Origin of the sequence: Streptomyces sp. NPDC045431, assembly GCF_040646655.1 — a bacterium.
GTDB lineage: Bacteria > Actinomycetota > Actinomycetes > Streptomycetales > Streptomycetaceae > Streptomyces.
In genome coordinates this window covers 1-26585 of sequence record NZ_JBEZAQ010000008.1, presented here as the reverse complement: position 1 = coordinate 26585, position 26585 = coordinate 1, and the positions used below count along the sequence as shown (strand labels likewise).

General features: G+C 70.9%; 29 protein-coding genes, 1 rRNA gene and 1 pseudogene. 21 read left to right on the top strand and 10 right to left on the bottom strand.

Going from position 1 to position 26585, the window contains the following annotated elements:
- Positions 1 to 163 precede the first annotated feature (163 nt).
- A complete protein-coding gene (locus AB0A69_RS18640; RefSeq protein ID WP_361422577.1) occupies positions 164 to 1336 on the top strand; it encodes a crosslink repair DNA glycosylase YcaQ family protein in 1173 nt (390 codons plus the stop codon).
- On the opposite strand, the gene AB0A69_RS18635 is transcribed toward AB0A69_RS18640, so the two are convergent.
- From AB0A69_RS18635 to AB0A69_RS18600, 8 genes are all read right to left on the bottom strand, one after another.
- On the bottom strand, positions 1329 to 2108 hold the full coding sequence (locus tag AB0A69_RS18635) for a response regulator transcription factor (protein WP_361422574.1): 780 nt from the start codon (positions 2106 to 2108) through the stop codon (positions 1329 to 1331). The two genes, AB0A69_RS18640 and AB0A69_RS18635, sit on opposite strands and share 8 nt — an antisense overlap.
- Positions 2109 to 2303: 195 nt before the next feature.
- Positions 2304 to 2993 (bottom strand): ribosome-associated translation inhibitor RaiA, encoded by a 690-nt coding sequence (gene raiA / locus AB0A69_RS18630; RefSeq protein ID WP_361422571.1) that lies wholly within the window; start codon positions 2991 to 2993, stop codon positions 2304 to 2306.
- 406 nt (positions 2994 to 3399) lie between these two features.
- Positions 3400 to 4098 carry a ComF family protein gene (locus AB0A69_RS18625; protein ID WP_361422568.1) on the bottom strand — a complete coding sequence of 233 codons (699 nt, stop codon included), beginning with the start codon at positions 4096 to 4098 and terminating at the stop codon, positions 3400 to 3402.
- A gap of 80 nt (positions 4099 to 4178) precedes the next feature.
- Positions 4179 to 6026 carry an LpqB family beta-propeller domain-containing protein gene (locus AB0A69_RS18620; RefSeq protein WP_361422565.1) on the bottom strand — a complete coding sequence of 616 codons (1848 nt, stop codon included), beginning with the start codon at positions 6024 to 6026 and terminating at the stop codon, positions 4179 to 4181.
- Entirely contained in the window at positions 6016 to 8076 is a 2061-nt protein-coding gene (gene mtrB / locus AB0A69_RS18615; protein ID WP_361422562.1) for an MtrAB system histidine kinase MtrB, read from the bottom strand. The genes AB0A69_RS18620 and mtrB overlap by 11 nt, the downstream gene beginning before the upstream one ends.
- Before the next feature lies 1 nt (position 8077).
- Positions 8078 to 8767: a two-component system response regulator MtrA gene (mtrA, locus tag AB0A69_RS18610; RefSeq protein ID WP_355363568.1), complete on the bottom strand. Its 690-nt coding sequence runs from the start codon at positions 8765 to 8767 to the stop codon at positions 8078 to 8080.
- A gap of 502 nt (positions 8768 to 9269) precedes the next feature.
- Entirely contained in the window at positions 9270 to 10019 is a 750-nt protein-coding gene (locus tag AB0A69_RS18605) for a glycosyltransferase (RefSeq protein ID WP_361422558.1), read from the bottom strand.
- 8 nt (positions 10020 to 10027) lie between these two features.
- A complete protein-coding gene (locus AB0A69_RS18600; RefSeq protein WP_361422555.1) occupies positions 10028 to 10816 on the bottom strand; it encodes a GntR family transcriptional regulator in 789 nt (262 codons plus the stop codon).
- 156 nt (positions 10817 to 10972) lie between these two features.
- On the opposite strand from AB0A69_RS18600, the gene AB0A69_RS18595 reads away from it, so the two are divergent.
- The 13 genes from AB0A69_RS18595 to AB0A69_RS18535 all read left to right on the top strand — a co-directional run bounded on the left by AB0A69_RS18595 (position 10973) and on the right by AB0A69_RS18535 (position 18347).
- Positions 10973 to 11323, top strand: a complete 351-nt coding sequence (locus AB0A69_RS18595) for a hypothetical protein (protein ID WP_361422553.1) — start codon at positions 10973 to 10975, stop codon at positions 11321 to 11323.
- Positions 11324 to 11325: 2 nt separating this feature from the next.
- Entirely contained in the window at positions 11326 to 12681 is a 1356-nt protein-coding gene (locus AB0A69_RS18590) for an FtsK/SpoIIIE domain-containing protein (protein ID WP_361422550.1), read from the top strand.
- Between the two features lie 80 nt (positions 12682 to 12761).
- Positions 12762 to 12965 (top strand): hypothetical protein, encoded by a 204-nt coding sequence (locus tag AB0A69_RS18585; protein ID WP_361422547.1) that lies wholly within the window; start codon positions 12762 to 12764, stop codon positions 12963 to 12965.
- A gap of 2 nt (positions 12966 to 12967) precedes the next feature.
- Positions 12968 to 13150, top strand: coding sequence for a hypothetical protein (locus tag AB0A69_RS18580; RefSeq protein ID WP_361422544.1), 183 nt, complete (start codon positions 12968 to 12970; stop codon positions 13148 to 13150).
- A 75-nt stretch (positions 13151 to 13225) separates the two neighbouring features.
- Positions 13226 to 13876, top strand: a complete 651-nt coding sequence (locus AB0A69_RS18575; RefSeq protein ID WP_361422541.1) for a DUF2637 domain-containing protein — start codon at positions 13226 to 13228, stop codon at positions 13874 to 13876.
- Positions 13877 to 13896: 20 nt separating this feature from the next.
- Positions 13897 to 14091 (top strand): mobile element transfer protein, encoded by a 195-nt coding sequence (locus AB0A69_RS18570; protein WP_361422538.1) that lies wholly within the window; start codon positions 13897 to 13899, stop codon positions 14089 to 14091.
- A 13-nt stretch (positions 14092 to 14104) separates the two neighbouring features.
- Positions 14105 to 14260, top strand: coding sequence for a hypothetical protein (locus tag AB0A69_RS18565; protein WP_361422535.1), 156 nt, complete (start codon positions 14105 to 14107; stop codon positions 14258 to 14260).
- 14 nt (positions 14261 to 14274) lie between these two features.
- On the top strand, positions 14275 to 14592 hold the full coding sequence (locus AB0A69_RS18560) for a SpdD-like protein (protein ID WP_361422532.1): 318 nt from the start codon (positions 14275 to 14277) through the stop codon (positions 14590 to 14592).
- Positions 14593 to 14683: 91 nt separating this feature from the next.
- A complete protein-coding gene (locus AB0A69_RS18555; RefSeq protein WP_361422530.1) occupies positions 14684 to 14866 on the top strand; it encodes a hypothetical protein in 183 nt (60 codons plus the stop codon).
- Positions 14867 to 14915: 49 nt separating this feature from the next.
- Positions 14916 to 15557, top strand: coding sequence for a DNA methylase (locus AB0A69_RS18550; protein WP_361423180.1), 642 nt, complete (start codon positions 14916 to 14918; stop codon positions 15555 to 15557).
- Entirely contained in the window at positions 15554 to 16954 is a 1401-nt protein-coding gene (gene repSA / locus AB0A69_RS18545) for a replication initiator protein RepSA (protein ID WP_361422527.1), read from the top strand. The genes AB0A69_RS18550 and repSA overlap by 4 nt, the downstream gene beginning before the upstream one ends.
- A complete protein-coding gene (locus tag AB0A69_RS18540; protein WP_361422524.1) occupies positions 16951 to 17139 on the top strand; it encodes a helix-turn-helix domain-containing protein in 189 nt (62 codons plus the stop codon). Before repSA ends, AB0A69_RS18540 begins: the two co-directional genes overlap by 4 nt.
- Positions 17139 to 18347, top strand: coding sequence for a tyrosine-type recombinase/integrase (locus tag AB0A69_RS18535; protein ID WP_361422521.1), 1209 nt, complete (start codon positions 17139 to 17141; stop codon positions 18345 to 18347). The genes AB0A69_RS18540 and AB0A69_RS18535 overlap by 1 nt, the downstream gene beginning before the upstream one ends.
- A gap of 87 nt (positions 18348 to 18434) precedes the next feature.
- Here AB0A69_RS18535 and mtnA read toward each other — a convergent pair whose 3' ends face one another.
- Positions 18435 to 19586: an S-methyl-5-thioribose-1-phosphate isomerase gene (gene mtnA / locus AB0A69_RS18530; RefSeq protein ID WP_361422518.1), complete on the bottom strand. Its 1152-nt coding sequence runs from the start codon at positions 19584 to 19586 to the stop codon at positions 18435 to 18437.
- A 182-nt stretch (positions 19587 to 19768) separates the two neighbouring features.
- Between mtnA and AB0A69_RS18525 the strand changes: the two genes are divergently transcribed.
- The 7 genes and pseudogenes from AB0A69_RS18525 to AB0A69_RS18495 all read left to right on the top strand — a co-directional run.
- Positions 19769 to 20989, top strand: coding sequence for a hypothetical protein (locus AB0A69_RS18525; protein ID WP_361422515.1), 1221 nt, complete (start codon positions 19769 to 19771; stop codon positions 20987 to 20989).
- A gap of 4 nt (positions 20990 to 20993) precedes the next feature.
- Entirely contained in the window at positions 20994 to 21707 is a 714-nt protein-coding gene (locus tag AB0A69_RS18520; protein ID WP_361422512.1) for a DUF4129 domain-containing protein, read from the top strand.
- On the top strand, positions 21704 to 22927 hold the full coding sequence (locus AB0A69_RS18515) for a DUF4350 domain-containing protein (RefSeq protein WP_361422509.1): 1224 nt from the start codon (positions 21704 to 21706) through the stop codon (positions 22925 to 22927). The genes AB0A69_RS18520 and AB0A69_RS18515 overlap by 4 nt, the downstream gene beginning before the upstream one ends.
- A complete protein-coding gene (locus AB0A69_RS18510; RefSeq protein ID WP_361422506.1) occupies positions 22924 to 23907 on the top strand; it encodes a MoxR family ATPase in 984 nt (327 codons plus the stop codon). Before AB0A69_RS18515 ends, AB0A69_RS18510 begins: the two co-directional genes overlap by 4 nt.
- An 11-nt stretch (positions 23908 to 23918) precedes the next feature.
- The gene (locus AB0A69_RS18505; protein ID WP_361422503.1) at positions 23919 to 25229 is read left to right on the top strand and encodes a DUF58 domain-containing protein; all 1311 of its coding nucleotides are present in this window, start codon (positions 23919 to 23921) and stop codon (positions 25227 to 25229) included.
- 92 nt (positions 25230 to 25321) lie between these two features.
- The gene (locus AB0A69_RS18500) at positions 25322 to 25816 is read left to right on the top strand and encodes a GNAT family N-acetyltransferase (protein WP_361422500.1); all 495 of its coding nucleotides are present in this window, start codon (positions 25322 to 25324) and stop codon (positions 25814 to 25816) included.
- A gap of 247 nt (positions 25817 to 26063) precedes the next feature.
- A pseudogene (locus AB0A69_RS18495) lies at positions 26064 to 26382 on the top strand (hypothetical protein); the annotation flags it as partial.
- Between the two features lie 118 nt (positions 26383 to 26500).
- Here the strand turns inward: AB0A69_RS18495 and rrf are convergent.
- Positions 26501 to 26585 (bottom strand): 5S ribosomal RNA (rrf, locus tag AB0A69_RS18490); the annotation flags it as partial.

Sequence of the window (26585 nt, the reverse complement as noted above, 5' to 3'; positions counted from 1 at the left end):
CGACCGCCGCGCCGACATGCCGCCCGCAAGGACAACGCACGGGGTGCACCGAAGGTGCCGCTGAACCCGAAAAGTGTTCGCCCCGGGCGGCCGGCGCCTTCCGGCCCCGGCCCCGGTCCGAGCGCCGGCCGGACTGTCAGTGCCGCCCTCTATCGTGCCGGGCATGACCACGATGCCGCCCCCGACCGCCGAACTCTCCGCCGACGAGGCCCGTCGTATCGCGCTGCGCGCCCAGGGCTTCCTGGGTGCGCCGGACCGCCGCGCGGGGGTGCGCGGCGTCCTGCGCCGTCTCGGGGCCGTCCAGCTCGACACCATCTCGGTGCTGGCCCGCTCCCACGAGCTGGTTCCGTACGCGCGCCTGGGCGCCGTCGGCCGCAAGACCGTCGACACGGCGTACTGGTCGCAGACCCACGCCTTCGAGTACTGGTCGCACGCGGCGTGCATCCTGCCCATCGAGGAGTGGCCGCACTTCGCCTTCCGCCGCCGCGCCTACCGCGCCCGCCCGCAGTGGCACCACGACCTGCCGGACGGCGCGTACGCAACGGTGATCGAGCAGCTGCGCACCCAGGGGCCGCTGACCGCGACGGAGCTGGGCGGCGCGAAGAACGGCGGCGAGTGGTGGGACTGGTCCGCATCGAAGGTCGCCGTCGAGCGCGCCCTGATGTACGGGGAGGTGGTGTGCACCGAGCGGCGCGGCTGGAAGCGGGTGTACGACCTGGCCGAGCGCGCCGTCCCGGGCCACCTCCTGCACGACGAGCTGGACGACACGGAGTGCCTGCGCCGCCTGGTGCGGCTGGCGGGGGAGGCGCTGGGCGTGGGCACGCGCGCGGACATCGCCGACTACCACCGGCTCAAGGGCGAGCAGTTCGACGCGGTGATCGCCGACTCGGGGCTGGTGCCGGTGCGGGTGCAGGGCTGGTCCAAGCCCGCCTGGGCGGACCCCGAGGCCCTGGCGACCGTGCCGCGCGGCCGCCACCGCACGACCCTGCTGTCGCCGTTCGACTCGCTGATCTGGGAGCGGGCCCGTACGGAGCGGATCTTCGGCTTCACGCACCGCCTGGAGGCGTACGTCCCCAAGCAGAAGCGGATACACGGCTACTTCGCGATGCCGTTGCTGGCGGGCGGGCAGCTGGTGGGGCGGGTGGACCCCGCCCGCGAGGGGACGACCCTCGTGGCCAAGCAGGTGTCGCTGCTCTCCGCCAAGGCCGTGGCCCCGATGGCCGAGGCGCTGCGCGAGGCCGCCGGGTGGGTGGGCTGCGACGCGGTGCGGATCGAGCGCGTCGACCGCCCGGAGCTCGCGCCCGAGCTGACCGCCGCCCTGGCCCGGCTCACCTGATCTCGAGGATCTTCTCCCTCATCGCGTACACCACCGCCTCCATCCTGGAGTGCAGCTGGAGCTTCTCCAGGATGTTGCGCACGTGGTTCTTCACGGTGTTCTCGGAGATGAACAACTCCTTGGCGATGTCCCGGTTGTTCATCCCGGTGGCGACCAGCTTGAGGACCTCGAGCTCGCGGTCGGTCAGCCGGGGCGCGGGCACCAGCCTGCGCTCGTCGGTGCGCTGGATCATCGACTTGAACTCGGTGAGCAGCTTGGACGCCATGGAGGGGCTGATCTGCGACTGCCCGTCGGCGACGGCGCGGATGGCGGTCGCGACCTCGTCGGTGGAGATCTCCTTGAGGAGGTAGCCGGTCGCACCCGCCTTGATCGCGTCGTAGAGGTCGGCCTCCTCGTCGCTGATCGTCAGCATGATGATCTTGGCGCTGGGGGCGACCTCCTTGATGGAGGTGCAGGCCTCGATACCGCCCCGCTTGGGCATCCGCACATCCATGAGGATGATGTCGGGCAGCAGGTCGGCGGCCTTGTCGACGGCTTCCGCGCCGTCGCCCGCCTCGCCCACCACCTGGATGTCCTCCTCCTGCGCGAGGACGATCTCCAGGCCGCGCCGGAAGAGCGCGTGGTCGTCCACCACCAGGACCCGGATGGGCTCCTTGCGGTACAGGGACGCGCCGCCGTCGGCGCCGCCGTCCCGGCCGTCACCTGCATCCGCCCCGCCCACCGGGGCGTCGGAGCCGCCCCGGTGGTGCACCGGGCCGAAGCTGTCCGCCATCGTTCCTCCCCCTGAAGGCCTGGCCTGAGGTCCCTGTTCGGTGCGCCAACCGCAGGTCGCAAAGCACCGGTTGGCGTGAGACGCCATGATTTCATGCCCGCGCGGCGGAGCGGTGCTCCTCCGGTCGCACGGTGGTGCCCCTGGGGGCGCACGAGGCGCTCCAGGGGCACCGTCTCGGGACGGGGTCGGCTACGGTCAGCCGCCGAGCGCACCACCGGCGCCGCCCGCTTCGGAACCGGCCAGCGGGTCGGTCTCCAGGTGGATCACGCCGTAGTCGTAGGCGTGGCGGCGGTAAACCACGGCGGGCAGTTTGTTCTCGGAGTCGACGAACAGATAGAAGTCGTGACCGACCAGCTCCATTTCGTAGAGCGCCTGGTCGAGCGACATCGGGGCGGCCTTGTGCGTCTTCTCACGCACCACCAGCGGTCCTTCGCCGCGGACTTCGAGCGGGCCGACCTTGGTGGTCGGGATGTCGTCCTGCTGCTCCTCGGTCGCGGTGGCGCCGTTTCCGTTCATCCTGGCCACGCCCGGAATCGCCGTGGGCACCTCGGCTGCCGACAGCCGGCCGTTGCCCCGGCGGGTGAAGCGCTTGTCGTGCTGCTTGCGCAGCCGCGCCTCCAGCTTGCTCGTCGCTAGATCAAGCGCTGCGTACGGGTCGCCTGCCGCTGCTTCCGCCCGGATCACCGGACCGCGGGAGTGGAGGGTGATCTCCACGCGGTCGGACCGGTCGGCCTGCCGCGGGTTGGGCTCCTTGGACACCTCGACGTCGAGGCTGATCACCTTGCTGTCGAGCTTCTGGATCTTCTCCGGATTCAGCTTCTCGGCCACGTGCTTGCGGAACCGCTCGGGCACCTCGGTCTTGCGGCCCTTGACGACGATGTCCACGCAGAACTCCGTTCCCGGATCGCTCCGCCGGCTCACCGGCCGGCGAGCATCTCCCTTTTGCACCAGACCCCGGTGAGCACCGGAGCCTCGGACTTGGCGACGTTCACCTCCTCCTCCCCAGTGGACAAGATCCCCACCCCACCCGATTTCATGTCCTGACCGGATTCCGGTAAACACCCGGAAGCGCGGCAGTGCATTCGGTGAAGCGCGGCCTTCGCCATTCCTCACAACCGAACATAGCTCGCTCGGACGGATGTCGGCACCCGATACCAGCACGTACGTCCGATCGAGTGCTTTTACTCCGTCACTGACTGCAACGAAGCAGGCCACGGCTCAGTTCCGCGTTATTCGCATACTTCGAACGGATGCCAAAGGACGACGGTGGCGGCCACAACGGCCACGACGGTCACGACGGCGGCGCGGTGAAGGACGACGGCGGGGCGGCCACCACCGCGGCCCCCACGTGTCCGGGCACGGCCCTGGCCGCCTCGACGAGCGAGGCCCCGGTCGTCATGAGATCGTCGACGAGTACGGCCCTGCCTCCCGCCAGTACCCGGCCGCCGCCCGCCACCACCTCCAGCGCCCCCGCCATGTTCGCCAGCCGCTGCCGGGCGTCCAGCCGCGACTGGTCCGACACCGACCGCCGCTGCCGCAGCAGGGGCAGAACCCGCGCCGCCGTTCCCGTACGCCGCAACTCGGCCGCCGCCGCCCACGCGATCCGCCGCGCCGCGTCGTGCCCGCGCGCCCGCACCGCACGCCGTGACGACGGCACCGGTACCAGCAGCAGCGGCCCGGCCCCGACCCCCGCCGAGGAGGCCGCGGCCGCTCTGACGGCCCCTGCCAGGGCGAGGCCGAGCGGCCGGGCCAGTCCCAGCACGCCGCGCTCCTTGTGCCCCAGCAGCACCGCGCGTACCGCATCGCCGTACGGCGCGGCGGCATGCACCACGGGCAGGCCCGCGGGCTCGGGCACGGGTCGCACCCGGCCGGGCGGACGCCCGTACAGGGCACGCCCGCACTCCTCGCACAGCTGCGTACGGGCACGGCCGCAGCCTCCGCAGGCGACGGGCAGCACGAGCCCGGCGATCTCCCGCCACCATCCCCGCATGCCCCCACTGTGCCGACCGGCACGGCGCCCTCGCCACCCCTGTGGACAACCGTGCACACCGACGGGACGGCGGGCCGGCATCAGCCGGGATAGACCGGTGACGTGCCCTTCTCGGCCATCGGCTGCCAGTTGCCGCCGGCCTGCAGCCGCACGATGCCGTCGTCGGCGGAGGCCGCCACCAGGGGCGCCCGCTCGTCGTTGGCCGCCGCGACCGCCTTCACCTGGTTGAGCCCCGGAATCCCGGCGGCCGAGGTGGAGCCGTCCGTCTGGATGTAGCGCACCTGCTGCACGCCGCCAGCCAGCTTGCCGAGCACCACCAGCCGGCTCGGCCCGGCCCAGGACACCGAGCTCACCGAGTCCATGCGCGGCGCGGCCGACTGCAGTTCCACCACGGCGGCCGTCTGCTGCGTGCCCGCGCCGTCCCTCTGGACCCGGCCGATGTGCAGCGTGGTTTTGCCGTTCTTCTCCAGCAGCAGCGCCATGCGCACGCCGTCCTCGGAGACCCGCAGCGCCTTGATCCGCACGCCGTCGGTGAGCCACGGCGCCGTCACGGGCAGTGGCGCGCCGGAACCGCCCGGGATCAGCAGCAGCCGCGGCTTGGCCGGATTGCGGTCGGCCACCCACAGATCGCCGCGTCCGTCCCAGCTCGGCGCCGACAGGCCGTCCTCGGGCGTGCCGCCGTCGCTGCGCAGGATCGGCACCGGCAGCTGCCCCTCCGAGGTGATCGACGCCACCCTCAGGTACCGGCCGTCCTGCGACACACCGGCCGCGTACCGCTCGTCCCGCGCCACCGCGACGGAACCCACCTTCGCCGCGCCGTTGCCGAACGGTCCCCGCACATGCCGCGGCCCCCCGACGTCCTTCGCCGTGGCGTCGAGCTCGGCCAGCTGTCCGTTCGCGTCGATGAAGTACGGATTCTTCGGGGCGACGGCGGTCGGGACGGCCATGAAGTCCTCCTTCTGGCCCTCACCCAGCACGCAGAGCCGCGAACCGTCCGACCGCTGCAACTCCACCTGCTCGACCCTGGTGGACGCCAAATCCCCCACGGTGAACAACAATTGGGCCGCCATGTTCCGGCACTGGTCCTGGCCGACGTTGTCGGCCTTCTCGTTCAGCGGCACCTTCAGTGAGTTCTGGTCGTCCGGCGTCAGCGACTTCACGTCCTCCTTCAACGCCGTACCCGTGGGAAAACGCGAATCGACCACCGGCTTCAGCCAGTTCGTCGGCCCTTCCAGCAGCGCCTTGACGGCCTGCGCCACCGGGTCCATCCGGGTCACCGGATCCTGCCGCTGCCGGATGTACACGGGGTCGGCCACGACCCGCCCGCTCGCGAAGTAGTACTTGTTGACCGACCGGTAGTTGCGCAGAAAGTCCGACTCACCGAGGACGAGGCCCGGCGGCAGACTGTCGATACGCCACTCCTTGCCCTTCCCCTCCGGACCGGCGACCTGCACCAGATGGATCGTGCCGTTGTAGTTGGACGGGCCGAGCGGCTGGTAGGCCTGATGGGCGTCCACGGCCGCGACCGGCTGCCCGTACAGCCGGTAGAGCAGCCCGGGGCCCTCCTGCCCGGCGGTGCGCTCGGGCTGCTGCGGTTCGGGCGCGGCGGCGAGGACCGTGGTGCGCTCCTCGGGCTTCCAGGTCTGCGCCGCCTGCTTGGTCAGGTACTTCCGGGCGGTCGCGAAGCCGGGGTCGTCGCCGGTCATCGCCTCCAGGAAACCGTCGACGATCTCGTCCGGCGCGGCGTTGTCCCGTGGTGTCACCGGGTAGACCCGCACCTGGGAATCGCCCGGCTTGGAGGCCTTCACCGCGGATACGTCTCCGCTGTCCGGCATCGAGGCGCACCCGGCGACCAGTGTGGCGAGGCCGAGCAGCGCGGCCCTCCGCGCCGTACGTCCCCGCCCGTACCGATGACGCTCAGCGCCCACGAGCCATGCCCTCCCGCTCCGTGTCCCAGCCCCTGTGCCCGCCTGTGCCCCCGCCCGCGTCCCCGCCGGTATCCGGTTCGCGATCCGCTTCCCGCGCCGGTTCGCCGCCCTCGCCGGTCCGTTCCCCGGTCTGTCGTGCCACCACCCGGGCTCCACTGCCGGGCAGGGCCGTGGGGTCCGCGGTCGCCTGTGCCGGTGCGTGGCGCGGCGGTATCGGCGGCTGGCCCGCGCCCCCTTGTCCCGGCACGGCCGCCGGCCGGGGGCCTTCCGGCCCCTCGGCGGCGGCCCGCTCGCGGTTGCGCCGCGAGTCCTCCGGCTCCAGGGGTATCGGGGAACCGCGCAGCGGCTCGTCCGCCGTGCGCGGCAGCGTCAGCCGGAACTGCGAGCCGCCGCCGGGCTCGCCCCAGGCCTGCAGCCAGCCGCCGTGCAGCCGGGCGTCCTCCAGCGCGATGGAGAGGCCGAGGCCGGTCCCGCCGGTCGTCCTGGCCCGCGCGGGGTCGGCGCGCCAGAACCGGTTGAACACGCGCGTCGCCTCGCCGGGCTTGAGGCCGACTCCGTAGTCGCGTACGGCAATGGCCACGGCGCCGCCCGCGGCGGCCATCCGGACCACCACGTCACGGCCCTCGCCGTGCTCCACGGCGTTGACGACGAGGTTGCGCAGGATGCGCTCGACGCGCCGCGGGTCGGCCTCGGCGACCACCGGCTGCTCGTCGCCGACGACCAGGATCCGGCCGCCCTTGCGCTCCGCGAGCGGCTCGGCGCCGCCGATGACGCGGCGCACGACCTCCCGCAGGTCTATCGGCTCCGCCTCGAGAGCCGCCGCGCCCGCGTCGAACCGGCTGATCTCCAGCAGGTCCGCGAGCAGCGACTCGAACCGGTCCAGCTGGTCGCCCAGCAGCTCCGCGGAGCGTGCCGTCACCGGGTCGAAGTCCCCACGCGCCTCGTGGATCACATCGGCGGCCATCCGCACGGTCGTCAGCGGCGTACGCAGCTCGTGCGAGACGTCCGACACGAACCGGCGCTGCATCCGCGACAGGTCCTCCAGCTGCTGGATCTTCAGCTGGAGGTTCTGCGCCATCTTGTTGAAGGCCTCGCCGAGGCGGGCGATGTCGTCCTCGCCGGTGACCTTCATCCGCTCCTGCAGCCGGCCCGCCGACAGCCGCTCGGCGATGCCCGCCGCCATCCGTACCGGCGTGACGACCTGCCGCACCACCAGCCACGCGATGGCGCCCAGCAGGACGACGACGAACAGCCCGGCCGTCGCCAGCGTCGTCTTGACCAGGGCGAGCGAGTCCTCCTCCTGCGTCAGGGGGAAGAGGTAGTACAGCTCGTAGGAATTGCCCTCGACGTCGTTGAGTCGCTTACCGATCACCAGCCCGGCCTCGGACGCCTTGCCGTCGGTGTAGTGGATGCGGGTGTACGTCTGGAAGGTCCCGGTCCCCTGCGCGACCGAGTCGCGCAGCGCCGCCGGGATGCTGGTCGCCGGCTCCACGCCCCCGGAGGCCCGGGCGCCGCGGCTGGGGGCCGTGCCCGCCGAGTCGGAGCTCAGCGCCACCACGTTGAACGCGCTCTGCCCGCCGCTGGCGAGCTGCACGACCAGGTCGGAGCGCCAGTTCAGCGACGAGGGCGCCGTCGGGCTGCCGCCGCCGACCTGCCCGGGCCGCGGCGCACTGGCCTGGTCCTGTGCCGCGGAGAAACCGCCGGAGGCCTGGCTCTGCGCCGCCCTCTCCTTGGCGTCCAGCAGACCGTTGCGCATCTGCCCGATGACGACGATGCCGAGCAACAGCACCACGCCGAGTGACATCAGCAGCGTGCCGGCGACCACCCGCAGCTGGATGTTGCGCCGCCACAGCCGTACGGCGGGCAGCAGCGGACGGCGCACCCAGCGCGCCAGGAGCCGGAGCACCCGGCCACCGGGCGCCCCGTCCTGGAGCAGCCGACCGCCGTGGAACAGGCGGCCGACGCGCGAGGGGGCACGCCCCGGACCGGCAGCCCGCCCCGCACGGACTCCCGGCTTCCCGGGCTTCGGAGCAGCACTGCCGCGGGACATGTCAGCTCGGTCCGGCCTTGTAACCGACACCACGGACGGTCACCACGATCTCCGGCCGCTCCGGGTCCTTCTCGACCTTGGAGCGCAGCCGCTGGACATGCACGTTGACCAGCCGCGTGTCGGCGGCGTGGCGGTAGCCCCAGACCTGCTCCAGCAGCACCTCGCGCGTGAAGACCTGCCACGGCTTGCGGGCCAGCGCGACGAGCAGGTCGAACTCGAGCGGCGTCAGCGCGATCGACTGACCGTCCCGCTTGACCGAGTGGCCGGCCACGTCGATGACCAGGTCACCGATGGTCAGCTGCTCCGGCGCGGGCTCCTCCGACCTCCGCAGCCGCGCCCGGATCCGGGCCACCAGCTCCTTCGGCTTGAACGGCTTGACGATGTAGTCATCGGCACCGGACTCCAGCCCGACCACCACATCGACCGTGTCGCTCTTGGCGGTGAGCATCACGATCGGCACCCCGGACTCGGCCCTGATCAGCCGGCACACCTCGATGCCGTCCCGCCCGGGCAGCATGAGGTCCAGCAGCACCAGGTCCGGCTTGACCTCCCGGAATGCGGCAAGGGCCTTGTCGCCGTCCGCTACGAACGACGGCTCGAAACCCTCACCACGCAGCACAATCCCGAGCATCTCGGCCAGTGCGGAGTCGTCGTCGACGACAAGGACGCGTCCCTTCATAATCGACATCATCCCATTCTCATAACGACAACAAAGGCAGTGGTGAGGTAGGTCACTGGCCAGCGACGATAGTCGTACGTGACCACTGGTGTCTGTATGTGTCCGTGCCTGTTGGTGTCAGTAACGGATGTCAGGCAAGACCGCCCGGTCAGCCTGCCACACGGTCGGCGGAGCGGCTTTGGGCGGGAGCTGCCATGGGGCGAGAGATCGGGGCCCGTACGCTCGCCGCGAATCGGGCTGGCTCCTGGCCTGCCCGCAATAGCCCGATCTGGGCCCCGATCTTCGAGGCTCGCCCCATGGTGGCTGCCTAAAGCCGTGATGCCGACCGCCCCAGCCACAGAGGGGTTCACCCTCATCAACCCCCGCCGTCCGGCGCGCGGCCGGCGGCCGGGCCGGAGCGGGGCGAAGACAGGAGCGTCGGCCCGGGCCGACGGGCCGCGCGACGCCGCGCCGTGCGCGGCGGATGCGCCTTGATGATGTAGAGAAAGTCTTACCGCGTGTGCTCGGGACGCGGTCAGAGGTGCCATGTACTGAGCTTGCTCAGGGCCTCGGCGCGATCCTCGATGACCTTCATGCGGGCCCGACGCTCCGCGTCGTCGTGGTGGCTGCTCTGCGCGGTGCTCTGTCCGGGCCACTTCCGGTACAGCAGCCCGCATTCCTCGATGAACCAACCGGTGCTTACGGCGTTGAGCGCCATGAGCAAGCCTGTGTCCTCCGACGAAGGCAGCGCCATCCAACCGCCCAGTGCGGTCACCAGGTCGCGTCGCGCACACAACGTCGCCGGATGTACCTGCGCCCTGTAGTCGTGCGTTCGCCACCGCTCCAGCACAGCGCCTTGCGCGATGGGTCCAGGCGGGGGGTCACCCTCGAAGCCGACAGTGGAACCGTCCGGCAGTAGGTCAAGGACGCGCGAGGTGGTCCACGCGATGCCGCTCTGTTCGGTAAGGACCTTGATGTCTCGATGCAACGCACTGGGCGTCAGGACGTCGTCGGCGTCCAGCACCTTGACGAGATCGCCGCGCGCCCGGGCCAGCGCCATGGTCCGCGCCATGCCAGCGCGTCCCTGTCGCCCTTGCTCGAAGCTGATCCGAGGGTCCGAAGGAACATGCGGCCGCACATCCGCCGTCTCGCCATCCTCCTGGATGATCCACTCCCAGTCCCACCCTGGCGGCATCTCCTGCTCGGTGAGGGAGACATGAGCCTCGGCGAGGTAGCGGGCACTCGGCCCGTGCACCGGTGTGATCACCGATACGAGGTTCGTCATGCGCCCCTTCACCACCTTTCCAGCGGGGTCACACACTTCACGACGTAGCGGTCTCCGGGGAGCACGACGTCCGCTACTTCCACGATGCGGCCGCTGATGTCGTAGAGAGTCTTCCGGACATCCATGACCGCCACACCCGGCATGAGCCCGAGCTCTTCGATCTCCTCGGATGTCGGAGGCCGGGCGGCCACCACCTCTTCGACGCGATCGATCTCGATCCCCACGGTGTGGAGCTGGTTCATGGTGCCGCCGGGCCAGGGCTCCTGGCCCGCGTCGAGCAGGTCGGGATTCTTCGCGGCGATCTCGTACGGGATGTAGGAGCGGGCTACGTTCAGCGGCTCGTCCTCGTTCACGCTGCGCGTGCGGTACGTCCGCCTCAGGACCGCCGCGCCCGGCTCGATGTTCAGTGCTGCGGCCAGCTCTGCAGAAGCCTCGATCTGCTCGTATTCGGCGTGGAACGCCAGTTGCTTGATCGTCAGGCCGGTATCCCGCTCGGTGGCGCCCGTGCTGCTCCGCTCCCTCAGGTCGGCGCGTGCGCGGTCCTTCTCCCACTGGTGGCGGAGGTTGCTTCGCTCGGCCCGCTGCCGCGGCTTGCGTACGAAGTTGCCGCGACCGTGCCGCTTCTCGATCAGCCCCTCGGTCTGAAGGGCCGCCAGGGCTTGCCGCAGGGTGGGCAAGCTGACTTTGTACTCCGTGACAAGCGTCGTCTCGGCCGGTAGCCGATCTCCGGGCGCGTACTCACCGGATTCGATACGACGACGCAAATCGTCGGAAACCTTCTCGTATCGCTTCGCCATCTGCGGCCTCCTAGGTCTCCTCACAGGCTAAGTCCTCAAGAGGACTTGACGACCGCCGGGCAGCGCCTTCATAGTCTTAGCAACTCCTAAAGAGGAGTTGAGGACAATAGCTCTGCATGAGCCGACATCTGTCGGCCTGGCGAAAGCGAGACTGCGATGCGTCAGATCCCCGTCGACACCTCCGCCGCCACCGTGATGGTGGCTCAGGGCCCGGAACCGAAGATCCGCGACCGCCGCACCGGTGAGGTCGCGACCGACACCGAGACCGGCGCGACCCTGATGACGGTGAACGTGATGTTCGCCCTCAACGGCGAGGTCGAGATCCTGAACATCACCGTCCCGGAGACCGGCATCTCCGGTGACCTGGCCATGGGCACCCCGGTCGCGCTGACGGGTCTGATCGCGCGGCCGTGGGAGAACGAGTTCAACGGCCAGAAGCGCCACGGCATCGCCTTCCGCGCGGTCGCGGTCACCTCGCTCGTCGCCGGTGCCTCGAAGGCCGCCTGACCATGTCCTGGACGGCTGCCTTACTCCCGCTGGTCGTCGCCGTCGTGGCTCTGCTGCGGTGGCGGCGCCCCGCCTGGTACTGGCTGACCTTCGGGGTCACCCTCGCCGCGCTGCGCGTCCTGGTGCGGTACGCCTCGGTCATGGACGCCTGTGGCCTGACCGTGCCGCCCTCCCGGTGGCGCCTGGCCCTGGCCCGGATCGCCACCCGGCCGGTCCCCGAGTCCCGCCCGCCCCGCATTCTGCGGCTCCGGCCGACCCGGACCGGCCTGGTCCTCCGGCTCAAGCTCCAACCGGGACAGGACGCCTTCGACGTGGCGGCCTCGTGTGACCGGCTGCGGCACTCCTTCCGGATGTACGGCGTCACCTCCCGCGAGCTGCGCTCAGGCATCGTGGAGGTACGCATGACCGGGTACGACGTGCTGCGGCGGGTGCAGATGCCCGCCAATGTCGACCACGAACCGATGCGGGTCCCGGTCGCTCTGCGGGAGGACGGCTCGGTCCACTACCGCGACTACCGCGAGATCCCGCACGCCTTGACCCTCGGTGCCACAAAGTCCGGGAAGTCCGTCTACCAGCGCAACCTGGTCACCGAACTCGCGCCGCAGGACGTCGCCCTGGTCGGCATCGACTGCAAACAGGGCGTCGAGCTCTACCCGCTGGCCCGCCGCTTCTCCGCGCTCGCCGACAACCCCGACACCGCCGCCGAACTCCTCGACGCGCTCGTGTCGCACATGGAGGGCGTCTACCAGCTCATCCGCGCCGAGCAGCGCATCACCGCTGATGTGCCGGATGCGGAGATCGCCGCCGACATCTGGGACCTGCCCGAAGACCTGCGCCCGACTCCGATCGTGGTGCTCGTGGATGAGGTCGCCGAACTGGCTCTCTTCGCGTCGAAGGATGAGGAGAAGCGGCGGGATCGGGTCATCACCGCGCTGGCCCGGCTCGCCCAGCTCGGCCGCGCTGCTGGCGTCTATCTGGAGGTTTGCGGGCAGCGCTTCGGCTCCGAACTCGGCAAGGGCATCACCATGCTCCGTGCCCAGCTCACCGGCCGTACCGCCCACCGCGTCAACGACGAGACCTCGGCGAACATGGCCTTCGGCGACATCGCCCCGGACGCCGTCCTCGCCGCGATCCAGATCCCCACCGACAAACCCGGGCTCGCCGTCACCGGTGACTCCTCGGGTGGCTGGACTCGCATCCGGACCCCGCACACCACGCTGCGCCAAGCCGTCAACGCCTGCAACCGGCACGCGCACCGCACCCCGGATCTGCCCGCACTGGCGGCGTTCCGGCCCGCGCTGCCGAGCCTGACGAAGGATCCGGCCCCGGCCATCGAGCCCGCCCCGGCCACTGCCTGACCCACCCCGCCCAACCGGTCGGCGCGACCGCTTCGCGCCAGGTCCCTACCCGCCCCATGCCCAAAACAGGAGGCGAACCAATGGACGCCTACGAGGACTTCGACCGTACGGTCAACCTGCTCGGTGCCCTGACCCTGTACGCGCACCTGCTCAGAGCCGATCTCGACTTCGTCGACGCCGTCGGCCCGGCGCTGGCCGTGTCGCTGCCGTCCGGTGTGCTCCCGCCCTTCCCGCCCGGTTACGACCCCAACGACGGCCGCGACTACCCCGGCTGCGGGTGCTGACCGTGGCTGCGCGGAAGACCACGAGCCGCAAGCCCCAGGCCAAGAAGTGCCTCGACTGCGACGGCACCGGCGAGATCACCGAGACCGTACGCGTCGGCTCCGCCCGCAAGCCCCGCGACACGGACGACCGGCAAGCCGCGCTCTGCCTGACCTGCTTCGGGTCCGGCGACGCACCCACCGACTGAACCACCGCCGGGACCGGGCGGCGGACCTTGAGCCCCGTCCCGTCCCGGCCCCAACCCGCAAAGGAGGTGAAGACCATGCCCCGCTCACTCCGCCTAGACGCCGTCCTCGTCCAGGCCGTGATCGCCGGTGCCCTGTCCTTTGCCCACCTGCACGACCTGGCCGCCGCTGCCGGGCAGGACGGGTGGAAGGCGTGGGCCTACCCGATCAGCGTCGACCTGCTGCTGGTCGCTGCTTGGCGACGGCTCCGCAGTCAGGGCCCATCCCGGCTGGCCTGGTGCTGGTTCGTGATCGCCCTGTTCGCCTCTCTCGGTGCCAACGTCGCCACCGCCGGATTCCTCGACCTGGCGCACCCCCCGTCCTGGCTCCGCTTCGGTGTCGCCGGATGGCCCGCCCTCGCCTTCCTCGGCGGAACCCTCCTGGCCCACTCGGCCGGGGATCGGGTGCCGGTTCGGCCGGCGCCCGCAGCCCCTGCCCCCGCACCGAAACCGACCGGGCCTGAGCCGGAACCCGTCGCGGTCGCCGAGACCGAACCGGCCCCGGCTTTGCCCTCCACGTCCCAACCGGCACCGATCCCTGCCGTTCCGGCTGCGCTGGTCGACCACGCCCGCAAGGTCGCCGACGACCACCGCGCCCGCACCGGCTCCCCGATCGACACCGACACCCTGCGCGCCCGCCTCGGTGTCCCCGCCCCGATGGCCGACGCGATCGCCGCCCAACTCATTTGACCAGGCAAGGAGACGACGCCATGCCCGCCCGCGACCACTTCCACTCCGTGCTCCGTATCGGCCCCGTGCAGATCGGCAGCCACCGCGACCGCCACGGCCGCACCAAGCACGCCGCCGTCTGCACCGCCGACCGCTGCGGCTGGTCCGCCGACTACTCCTCTTCGTCGGCCGCCCAGCTCGCCGCCCGCACCCACCGCTGCCGCCTCGCCGACTGACCGGAGACCCGCCATGGACGTCCCGCTCTGGCTCGCCCTGATTGCCATCGGCTACCTCGGCATCAAGCTCATCCGCCCGCCCTGGTGGCTCGTCGCCGTCCTGCTTCTGGGCGGCTACCTCCTCGCGGACAGCCTGCTCGCCCCCGCCATCGACACCGCCATCCAGTGAAGGGAGACCCGACCATGTTCCGCCCGAAGATCCCGACCATGCCGCAGCCGACCGGCATCGTCACCCCGCCCGCCGTCATCGAGCCGACCACCGTCGTCCAGCACACCCCGACTCCGGCGCCGATGCCGGTGGCCCCTGCGCCGACTCGACCGATGGTGCAGCTCACCCCCGGTGCCCTGCTCGCCGTCATCGGCGGCGGAACCGCCGCGGTCCTGGTCGTCGGCGCCGTCCTGGTCTCCATGCTCCTCGCGGTCGCCATCACCGCGGCCTCCGTCGCGGTGTGCGCACTCGTCGCCCGCTCGCTGATCACCGCCGAGACCAAGCGGCGCTGACCGGCCCCCGGGGCGGCCTCTATGGCCAAGTGTCGTCCGCCCCGGGAGCCGTGCCCCTGTCCGAACCACTGATCCGGAAGGAACCCTCATCATGACGGACCGCGCACGCCCCGCGCCGCGCATCTGCCCGGCCTGCGACGGCTTCGCCTCCGCCGCGATCACGCTCGGCGGCCGCGACCGCCACGGCTACCTGCGCACCATCACCGTCCGCTGCTCGGCCTGTCTCGGCGCCGGCACCCGTCCGGCACGTGCTCGGGAGGCGGCCCGTGTCTGAGCCCCGTCTGCGGGTCCTGGACCTGTTCTGCTGCTCCGGCGGTGCCGCCATGGGTTACCACCTGGCCGGCTTCGACGTGGAAGGCTGCGACATCGCCGACCGCCCCCGCTATCCCTTCACGTACCACCGTGGTGACGCCCTCGACCTGCTTGCCCGGCTCACCACTACCGGTGACATCGAGCGGTACGCGCTTGTGCACGCCTCACCGCCCTGCCAGGCCGGCTGCGCCCTGACCGTCGGCACCAACAAGGCCCGTGGCTGGGGCCGTACCCACATCCAGCTCATCCCCGAACTGCGCACCCTGTTGGACGCCACCGGCCTGCCGTATGTGATCGAGCAGCCCAACGGCCAGGCCCCAGTCCGAAAGAACCTGACCCTGTGCGGGGAGAGCTTCGGGCTCGGCGTGCTGCGTCACCGGACCTTCGAACTCGGCCGCTGGGCCACCGCCCAACCCCCGCACCCCCGCCATCGGGGCCATGTCCGCGGCTACCGACACGGCACCTACCGCACCGGTCCCTACGTCGCCGCCTACGGCAAGGGCGGCGGCAAGGCCACCGTGACTGAGATGCAGCACGCCATGGGCATCACCTGGACCGACGTCCGCGAAGAACTCACCGAAGCCATCCCGCCGGCCTTCACCCACTGGATCGGCACCGCCTTCCGCACCGCCCGCCAAGAGGTGATCGCGTGACCGACACCGCGACCTTCGCGGGCCTGGACCCGGTCACCCTCGGCGATCTGCTGCGGGTGGCCGGGTCCCCCGGCTTCAACCGCTGGCAGGACCAGGTCCGCCGTACCGGGGGCTGCGCGAACCCGATCCACCTCACCGGCTGGACCGTCACCAAGGACAAGGTGACCGGCGAGACGCTGCACAGCTACTCCACCAAGGAAGAGCCCGGCGGGCGCCTTCGCCTCGCCTGCGGCAACCGACGCGCCTCCCGCTGCCCGGCCTGTGCCTGGACGTACGCCGGTGACACCTACCACCTGATCCGCGCCGGACTCGCGGGCGACCAGGCCAAGGACGTCGCCGCCACCGTCCGCGATCACCCGCGCGTCTTCGCCACCCTCACCGCGCCCGGCTTCGGCCCGGTCCACAACCGACCCGACACCGGCCGCTGCCGCTGCGGCAGCCGACACCAGGCCGACGACGACGTACTCGGCACGGCGCTGAACCCGGACACGTATGACTACGCGGCCGCCGTGCTGTTCAACAACCACGCCGGGCACCTGTGGCAGCGGTTCACCAACCGTCTTCGCCGCGAGATCGCCGCCCGCGCCGGGTTCACCCAGCGCGAGCTGAAGGAAGCCGCCCGCGTCTCGTACGGCAAGGTCGCCGAGTTCCAGAAGCGCGGCGCCGTCCACTTCCACGCCGTCATCCGCCTCGACGGACCGGACGGCCCCGAGGGCTCACCGCCCGCCTGGGCCACGGTGCAGCTGCTCGCCGACGCGATCCGCGCCGCCGCTGCCCACCCGTATACGACCGTCACCGTCCCGGCCGCCGCCGACCAACCCGCCCGGGCGCTGCGGTGGGGCACCCAGCTCGACATCCGGCCCATCCGCGCCTTCGAGGCCGGCGCCGACATCACCGAACAAGCCGTCGCCTCCTACGTCGCCAAGTACGCCACCAAGGCCGCCGAAACGACCGGCACTCTGGACCGCCGCATCGGCGAACTCGCCGAACTCGACCGCCACCAGGTCCCCGAACACGCCCAGCGCCTCATCCGGGCCTGCAAGGAACTCGACCCCGTCTACCCCGACCGCCGCCTGTGGGCATGGGCTCACATGCTCGGCTTCCGCGGCCACTTCTCCACCAAGTCCCGCCGCTACTCCACCACCCTCGGCGCCCTCCGCCAGATCCGCGCCGACTACCGCGCCGCCCAGCAACGCGAAGCCCTCGGCCTGCCCGACTTCGAGCACGACCAGGACGACTCCGTCCTCGTCCTCGCGGACTGGCAATACGCCGGCCACGGCCACAGCCCGGGCGAATCCGCCCTCGCCGCCACCATCGCCCGGGACATCCAGCTCAACCGCGAAACCGCCCGCGAAGCCCTGCACAACCAACTCGCCCTGGAAGGAGTCGCCCCGTGACCATCGTCACAGCCGAACTGCTGACCGTGCCCGAGGTCATGGCGCGGCTCAAACTCGGCCGCTCCAAGGTCTACGACCTGATCCGCACGCACCGCCTCTTGTCCATCAAGGTGGACGGGGCTCGCCGCATCCCGGCCGACGCCGTACGGGACTTCATCCTCGGCCAGATCGACGAGGCTGCCTGATGGTCGCTCGACGCAAGCGGAACCCCAACGGGTCGGGCACCGTCACCAAGCGAACCGACGGCCGATATCAGGCGGCGGTGTACGTCCCTCAGCCCGACGGGACGGTGAAGCGGAAGTACGCGTACGGCAAGACCTTTGACGAGTGCGACCAGAAGCGGCGAGAGCTGATCGACCGCGCCAAGGGCGGCATCCCCACCCCGACGCGAGACATGACCTTGGGGCAGTGGTTCGACTACTGGCTTGAGGTCATCGTGAAGCCGAACCTCGCCCACCGGAGCTACGAGACCTACGAGCAGGCAGTCCGCAACCATCTACGGCCGCTCCTGGGCTCCAAGGTTATGGTGAAGCTGGGCGTCAAGGAGCTGCGCGGGGACATACAGCGCCTCGCGCAGGCGAAGGGGGCCAAGACCGCCAAGCACGCTCTACGGGTCCTCTCAGCGGCGCTGACGGCCGCGATGATCGAAGACATCGGGCTCACGCGGAACGTGGCCAAGCTCGTCCACGTGCGGGCGACCACCGACAGCGGCAAGAGCTGGGACGCCGTCACGGTGCTCCGCTTCCTGGCAGCCGCCCGACGCCTGACCGTGTACTACCCGGCCTTCCTGCTCATCTGCTTGCTGGGCCTGCGCCGCGCCGAGGTGTGCGGCCTGCGCTGGGAGAACATCGACCTCGATAACCGGATCCTCTGGGTGGAGCAGCAGCGGCAACGTACGAGCGCGGGCACGATCGACGTGGCTCCTAAGTCCGAGACGTCCAAAGCCCCCCTGCCTTTGCCCGCTCAGTGCATCGCCCCGCTGCGCTGGACTCGGATGCGCACCGCCATGCTCCGGGAGCGGGCGATCAGCCTCGGCCGCCCCTGGTTCGAGGACCCTGATGGCCACGTGTTCATTTCGCGGACTGGTCACCCGCTCCTGCCCTCGAACCTCTATCTGACCATGCAGCGGATCATCCGGATAGCGGGGCTCGGAAAGATGAACCTGAAGGGGCTGCGGAAGTCCTGCGGCACGCTCCTGGTGCATCTCGGGGTGCATCCGAGGATCATCAAGGCGGTCTTGCGGCACAGCCGGATCGCGACGACTCTCGACATCTATGCCGAAGCGCTCGACCCTGACGTGGTCGAGGCGGTGGCGCAGCTCGATCGGCTGCTACGGCAACCGGCCCGCATCCTCCAGCTGGAGGTTGCCCACGCGGGCTCAGAGGTCGACTGATGTAGCCGTTGGATGTCACGGCCCCTCCCCTTGCGCATCGCCGCAGGTGGAGGGGCCGTTTTGGTCGATCAGCGCGACATCATCCCATTAGCTAATCGTTACCTGGCGTGACCTGGCACACAGCTCGGCGATTCCTGTTGCGGTGACGGGCGAGACTACGCCCTCCTCGGTAACGATCGCCGTCACCAGCTCCGGCGGCGTGACGTCGAAGGCGGGGTTGTACGCCTGCGTTCCGAGCGGGGCCACCGGCAGCCCTCCACCCGATCCACCATGCGCCAGCATGACCTGCGGCGGCGCCGTGAGCTCCGTCACCTCCTGCCCGGAACGCTGCTCCACCTCGATGGACGCCCCGTCCGGGGTGTTCAGATCGATCGTCGTGACGGGCGCGACCACGATGAACGGCACGTGGTGGTACTTGGCGAGCACCGCGAGCGGATAGCTTCCCACCTTGTTGGCCACCGATCCGTCGGCGGCGATCCGGTCGGCCCCGATCAGGACGGCGTCGACCTCCCCCGCCGCGAACAGCGAACCCGCGGCGTTGTCGGTGAGCAGCGTGTACGCCAGCCCGTGCCGGGCCGCCTCGTACGCGGTGAGCCTGGCGCCCTGCAGCAGCGGGCGTGTCTCGTCCACCCACAGCCGCCGCAGCCGACCGGCCCGGTGCGCCGCGAGCGCCACCGCGAAGGCGGTGCCCTCGCCTCCGGAGACGAGCGCCCCCGTGTTGCAGTGCGTCAGGACGCGGTGCCCGCCGCCCGGCAGCAGCTCGTCGAGGAACGTCAGCCCGTGCCGCGCCATGCTCGCGCTCGCCTCGGCGTCCTCGCGGTGCAGCGCCCGCGCCTCCGCGAGGACGACACCGGCCGCTTCCTCCCGGCCCGCGCCCTTCTCCAGAGCCACCCGGTAGGCGGCTTCCGCGCGCCGCACCCCGTACCCGAGGTTCACCGCGGTGGGCCGCGCCCCCGCCAGCAGGGCGGCCGCCTCCTGTACGTCGTAGCCGCGCGCGGCGGCCAGCGCGACCCCGTAGGCGCCGGCGATGCCCAGCAGCGGCGCGCCCCGCACGGCGAGGGTCTGTATCGCCCGCACCAGCGCCGGCACGTCCGTGCAGACCAGCTCGACCTCCTCGGCGGGCAGCCGCGTCTGGTCGAGGAGTACGACCACCGGTCCTTCCGGTGGCTCTTCCCACCGCAGTGCGGGCAACGCGGACGGCTCGGTACCGGACGGCGTGTGTGCGTACTGATCAGCCATCCGCCCAGTCTGCCCGCTGAACGACCGACAATGAAGGTGCCGATGAGATACAGGCCCTGGCCCGGCCACGGGCGGCGCGTGGCACGATGGCTGCCAACCTGCCGCCAAGCCGAGCGGCCCGGCACCCCGACCGAGCCGGCTCGACGAGCCGGCCCCGCGACAGATTCACGAGGTGGACGACCGTGAACGACACTCCGGGCTGGGCCTCGCCCGGGTCCGCACCCTCCGACGGCCAGGGCGCCGGCGTCCCGCGCCCCGCCGGGCCCTCCGACGGGGACGGCGCCGCTTCCAAGTGGTCCAAGGAGCAGCCGCCCGGCGGCCAGTGGTCCCCACCGGGCTCGCCCTACCCCACCGGACCCGTTCCGCCCCCCGCCCCGCAGTGGAGCGGCGGCCAGCACCAGGGCGGATGGGGTCGGCCGCCGGCCGCCAAGCCCGGCGTGATCCCGCTGCGCCCCCTCGGCGTCGGTGAGATCCTCGACGGCGCGGTCTCCACCCTGCGGGCCCACTGGCGCACCGTCCTCGGCATCACGATCACCGTCGCCGTGGTGACCCAGATCGCCGACATCCTCGTCCAGCGCTTCCTGCTTCCGGCCCCGCCGACGGTCGACCCCAACGCGACGCCGTCGGAGGCGCTGAACCAGTCCGTCGAGGCCACCCAGGCGAGCATGGTGTCCCTGGCCCCGACCATGCTCATCAGCCTCATCGGCACACTCTTCACCACCGCGCTGCTCACCGTCGTGATCAGCCGCTCGGTGCTGGGTCGTCAGGTGAACCTCTCCGACGCCTGGCGCGAGGCCCGCCCCCGGCTGCCCCAGCTCCTCGGGCTGACCCTGCTGCTGCCGCTGATAAGCGTGACGGTCATGCTGGTGGGCGTACTGCCCGGGATACTCCTCGGCTCCGCCGCCGGAGTCGCCCTCGCCGTCTTCGGCGGTCTCGGTGCCGTCCTGGTCGTCGCCTGGCTGATGGTGCGCTTCAGCCTCGCCTCGCCGGCGCTGATGCTGGAGCGGCAGGGGGTCATCCCCTCCCTGCGCCGCTCCGCCAAGCTGGTCCGGGGCGCGTGGTGGCGGATCTTCGGCATCCTGCTGCTGACCGCTCTGCTGCTCTTCCTGGTCATGATGATCATCGCGATCCCGTTCAGCATCATCGCCCTGGCCGTCGACGGCGACGGATTCAGCGGCCTGCTCACCGGAACTCCTCCGGAATACGGGTGGCCGTTCCTGATCATCACCGGCATCGGCTCCGTGATCGGCGCGTCGATCACGTACCCGATCTCCTCCGGCGTCACCGTCCTGCTCTACGTGGACCAGCGCATCCGCCGCGAGGCCCTCGACCTGGAACTCGCCCGCGCCGCCGGCATCCCCGGCTACGGCTCCGCGCCCGGCGACACCACGTCCAGGAGCTGATGCGGTGCTCGTCACGGGGGGACCGACGACGGCATGGTCGCTGAACCGCGCCACTGACGACGTACCGGTGGACATCCCGCGCGTGCCCGCCCGCGAGGCGGCGGAGCGGGAACTGTCCAAGCCGATGTACCACGAGGACGATCCGAACCTCCTGCAGCGGGGTCTCGACCGGTTCTGGGAGTGGGTGGGCGACCTCTTCGCCTCCGCCTCCGCGGCCACCCCGGGAGGGCTGCTCGGCATCGTGGTCATCGCGCTGATCGTCGTGGCGCTCGTCGGCGCCTTGTGGTGGCGCCTGGGAACTCCCCAGCGCGCCGCCGTGTCGTCGGATTCCCTCTTCGACGACCGCCCCCGCAGCGCCGCCGAACACCGCGCCGCCGCCGAGGCCCACGCCACCGCCGGCCGCTGGAACGAGGCCACCCAGGAGCGGATGCGCGCCATCGTCCGCTCCTTGGAGGAACGCGCCCTCCTGGAGCCGCGCCCCGGCCGCACCGCGGACGAGGCCGCGGCCGAGGCGGGCCGCTCCTTGCCGGCGCACGCGGACGAACTGCGCGCGGCGGCCCGCGCCTTCGACGACGTCACATACGGTGGCCGCACCGCCGACCAGCGCGTGTACCAGCGCCTCAAGGAGCTGGACGGCGCCTTGGAACGGACGAAGCCACAGCTGAATGAAGCGGCCCCGGCAGGAGCAGGACCAGCGGGCGGAGGAGCCGCCGAATGACCGGCACACCCACCTCGCTCGCACTGACACCGCGCCAGGTCTGGAAGAGAGCCCGCGGCTTGCTGATCGCGCTCGCCATCCTCATCGTGGCCGGAATCCTCATGGCCCTCCTCCGCTCCGGCGAGCAGCACGGCCGCCTCGACCCCCGCTCCGCCGACCGCTATGGCAGCCGCGCCGTGGCCGAACTCCTCAAGGGCCAGGGAGTCACCACCCGCGTGGTGACCACCCTCGACGAAGCGGTCGCCGCAACGGGCCCCGACTCCACCCTCCTCGTCGCGGCCCCGGACCTGCTGACCGACCATCAGCAGAAGACCCTCCGGGCCTCCATGGACACCTCCGGCGGCCGCACGATTCTGGTCTCCGCAGGCCCCGCCTCCCTTGAGACCCTGGCTCCCGGCGTCAGCACGGAAACACCCGCTGAAACCGAGGCCCTGACTCCTCAGTGCTCTTTTCCCGCCGCCGAGCACGCCGGCGACGCCGACATGGGCGGCGAGCGCTATGTCACCGCCCTCCCCGGCACGGACGCCTGCTACCGCAGCGACGGCCTGCCCACACTCCTCCGCATCGAAGGCCGCGCCGAGGGCGACACCGTCCTCCTCGGCGCCCCCGACATCCTGTACAACGACCGCCTCGACAAGCGGGGCAACGCCTCGCTCGCTCTCCAGCTCCTCGGTTCCCGGACCCATCTCGTCTGGTACCTCCCCTCGCTGAGTGACCCCTCTGCCACCGAAGGCGGCGGTGACCGTGAGGACGGCCGGGGCGCCGGCGAGACGTCGTTCCTCAGCCTGATTCCCTCCGGCTGGCTCTGGGGCACCCTCCAGCTCGCCCTCGCCGCCGTCCTCGCCGCCATCTGGCGCGCCCGCCGCCTCGGCCCTCTCGTGACCGAACGCCTTCCTGTGGCCATCCGCGCCTCCGAGTCCACCGAAGGCCGCGCCCGCCTCTACCGCAAGGCCAACGCCCGTGACCGCGCGGCCACCGTCCTGCGTACGGCGACCCGAACCCGCCTCGCTCCCCTCCTGGGTGTCCCACCGACGGAAGCCCACGCCCCCGACTCCCTGCTGCCCGCCGTCTCCGCCCGCCTCTCCGGCGCCGACCAAGGCGCTGCCGGCGAGACGGACCTGCGCACCCTTCTCTTCGGCCCGGCCCCCACGGACGACACCGCTCTGATCCTTCTGGCAGACCAACTCGACGCCCTCGAAAGAGAGGTACGCACCTCATGAGTGCCCCGACCCCCGAGACCCCTGAGAACTCGGACAGCGCCCGCGCTTCCCTGGAAGCACTGCGCACCGAGATCGCGAAGGCCGTGGTCGGGCAGGACCCCGCTGTCACCGGTCTTGTGGTCGCGCTGCTCTGCCGGGGCCATGTCCTGCTGGAAGGCGTCCCCGGCGTCGCCAAGACGCTGCTCGTCCGCGCCCTCGCCGCATCCCTCGAACTCGACACGAAGCGCGTTCAGTTCACCCCTGACCTGATGCCGAGTGACGTCACGGGCTCGCTGATCTACGACGCCCGCACCGCCGAGTTCTCCTTCCAGCCCGGCCCCGTCTTCACCAACCTCCTCCTGGCCGACGAAATCAACCGCACACCGCCCAAGACCCAGTCCTCCCTCCTGGAGGCGATGGAGGAGCGTCAGGTCACCGTCGACGGCACCCCCCGCCCGCTGCCGGAGCCCTTCCTCGTCGCAGCCACGCAAAACCCCGTCGAGTACGAGGGCACCTATCCGCTTCCGGAGGCCCAACTCGACCGCTTCCTCCTGAAGCTGACGGTCCCACTGCCCTCACGCGAGGACGAGATCAACGTCCTGACCCGCCACGCGGAAGGCTTCAACCCTCGGGACCTCCAGGCCGCCGGAGTACGCCCCGTCGCCGGCCCCGCCGACCTCGAGGCCGCCCGCGCGGCCGTTGCCAAGACGTCGGTATCCCCCGAAATCGCGGGCTACGTTGTCGATATCTGCCGTGCCACCCGTGAATCCCCCTCACTCACCCTTGGCGTCTCACCCCGAGGCGCCACCGCCCTGCTCTCCACCGCTCGCGCCTGGGCCTGGCTCACCGGCCGCGACTACGTGATCCCGGACGATGTGAAGGCCCTCGCCCTCCCCACCCTCCGTCACCGCATCCAGCTGCGGCCCGAGGCCGAGATGGAGGGAGTCACCACCGACTCCGTGATCACCTCGATCCTCGCCCACGTCCCCGTCCCCCGATGAGGCAGTGACCCGTGGCCCTCACCGGACGAACCGCGCTGCTCGCGGCCCTCGGCTCTCTCCCCGTCGGCATCCTGGCCCCCAGTTGGACGGGGATGCTGGCCGTCAACGCGCCCCTTTCACTCGCAATTCTGTGCGACTACGCTCTCGCCGCGCCAGTGCGAACGCTCCGATTCACCCGAAGCGGTGACACAAGCGTTCGGCTCGGTGACAGCGCGGAAGTCCAGCTGACGGTCACCAACCCCTCCCGGCGCCGCCTCCGGGCCCAGCTCCGCGACGCTTGGCCGCCCAGCAGTTGGCTCCCGGGCACGGAGCAGCCCGCGTCCCGGCACAAGCTGACGATCCCGGCCGGCGAACGTCGACGCCTCACCACGGTTCTGCGCCCGACGCGCCGCGGTGATCGCCACGCCGAGCGCATCACCGTGCGGTCCTACGGTCCCCTCGGCCTTGCCGCCCGCCAAGGAAGTCACAAGGTCCCCTGGACGGTCCGCGTCCTCCCGCCCTTCACCAGCCGCAAGCACCTGCCGTCCAGACTCGCCCGCCTGCGTGAGCTCGACGGCCGCACGAGCGTGCTCATTCGCGGCCAGGGCACCGAGTTCGACAGCCTCCGCGAGTACGTCCCCGGCGACGACACCCGTTCCATCGACTGGCGCGCAACAGCCCGCCACTCCAGCGTCGCCGTGCGAACGTGGCGCCCCGAACGCGACCGCCACATCCTCATCGTCCTCGACACCGGCCGCACGTCGGCCGGCCGCGTCGGCGACGTACCCCGCCTCGACGCCGCCATGGATGCCGCACTGCTTCTCACTGCGCTGGCCACCCGCGCCGGCGACCGTGTGGACCTCCTGGCGTACGACCGCACTGTCCGCGCGCGCGTCCAGGGTCGTTCCGCGAGCGACATCCTGCCCGCCGTGGTGAACGCCCTGGCCCCTCTGGAGCCCGAACTCGTCGAAACCGACGCCCGCGGCCTCAGCTCCACGGCTCTGGCAACCGCGCCCCGCCGTTCGCTCATCGTTCTTCTGACGGGTCTGGAAGCGGCACCCATCGAAGAGGGGCTGCTGCCCGTACTGCCCCAGCTCACCCAGCGCCATACCGTTCTGGTCGCTTCCGTCTCCGACCCGCACACGGAACAGATGGCCCGCGCCCGAGGCTCCGTCGACGCCGTATACGAGGCCGCAGCCGGCGCCCAGGCCCAAGCTCAGCGCCAGCGCACCGCAGAACAGCTCCAGCGCCACGGCGTCACCGTCGTGGACGCGACCCCGGACAACCTCGCCCCCGCCCTCGCCGATGCGTACCTGGCACTTAAGGCTGCAGGCCGCCTCTGATACTCCAGTCGTAGATCGTTATGTGCCCTGGTGTCTTGGAGCTGTCTGCAAAACCAGGTGGCCTCAGCGGACCATCTGGGTAAGGTCGGGCAATGCCCATGCTGAAGCCGCTGCATACCGGCCATGCCCCGGCGGTCCTAGCCTTCGAGCTGGCGAACCGCGCCTACTTCGCTGCCTCGATCTCCGACCGCGGCGACGACTTCTTCGACCAGTTCACCGACCGGTACAACGCCTCGCTGGCCGAGCAGGAGGCCGGCATCTGCGCCTTCTACGTGCTCGTCGACGAGGACGGCTCGGTACTCGGCAGGTTCAACCTGTACGACTTGGAGGACGGCACTGCCAGACTCGGCTACCGGGTCGCGGAGCGGGTCGCCGGCCGCGGCGTGGCGACCGCGACCGTCCAAGAGCTGTGCCGGATGGCGACAGCGCGGCACGGCCTGCGCACACTGCGGGCGGCCACCTCCCACGACAACACCGCGTCCCAGAAAGTTTTGGCCAAGGCCGGGTTCATCCCGGTTGGCCCTGCCACCCCGGCCGATCTCGGCGGCAAGTCAGGCACCTGGTACCAGCGCGACCTCCAGCCATAGCCCTTGATCTTGCTCGTGGGTCGGCTGCGGGAAGGCTGCGGCCACCGCTGATCATCGGTGTGTGAAGACTAACGATCTTGCGATGGCCGCAGGTCACAGCGTAGACCCTGCCCGCTGGCAGGAAGCGTTCGAGGGCCTGATGAGCCGGATAGCCGGCCGGTTCGCCCGGGTCGAACCCCGGCGTCGGGTACGGGATCTGATGCTGGGGCTGACCTGCCACGCAAAAAGGGCACGCACACCGTCATCCCTGGCCGCGAAGGTCCCCAAGCGGTCCTGGCAGAAGCTGTCGGCCGGAGCCGGTGCCAAGGGGCACCGTTTCTACGACTGGGCCGTTATCGCTGTCGTCAGTGCTGACGAACACGCCCGCCATCCCGCCCCGGACGGACTGATCCCGCTCACCTGCAACGAGGTCCAGCGGCTGTTCACAGCATTCGTCCGGCCCATGTGCGACGCGGCCCACCGGCTCGGCTGGTCCGCCTGGCGACGCCGCCATGGCCCGAGCCAGGGCCAGCCATTACCGCCGACAGGCGAATCAGCCTGAAGATCACGATCTACGACTGGAGTAACTAACAGCACCGTGACCGGTCGGCATTCACCGGCCGGTCATGCACGCTGCCGACTCCCGACCGAACGCAAAAAAGCCCCGGTCCCCGCACAAAGTGCGGTGACCGGGGCCCAAAAATTGTTCGGCGGCGTCCTACTCTCCCACAGGGTCCCCCCTGCAGTACCATCGGCGCTGAAAGGCTTAGCTTCCGGGTTCGGAATGTAA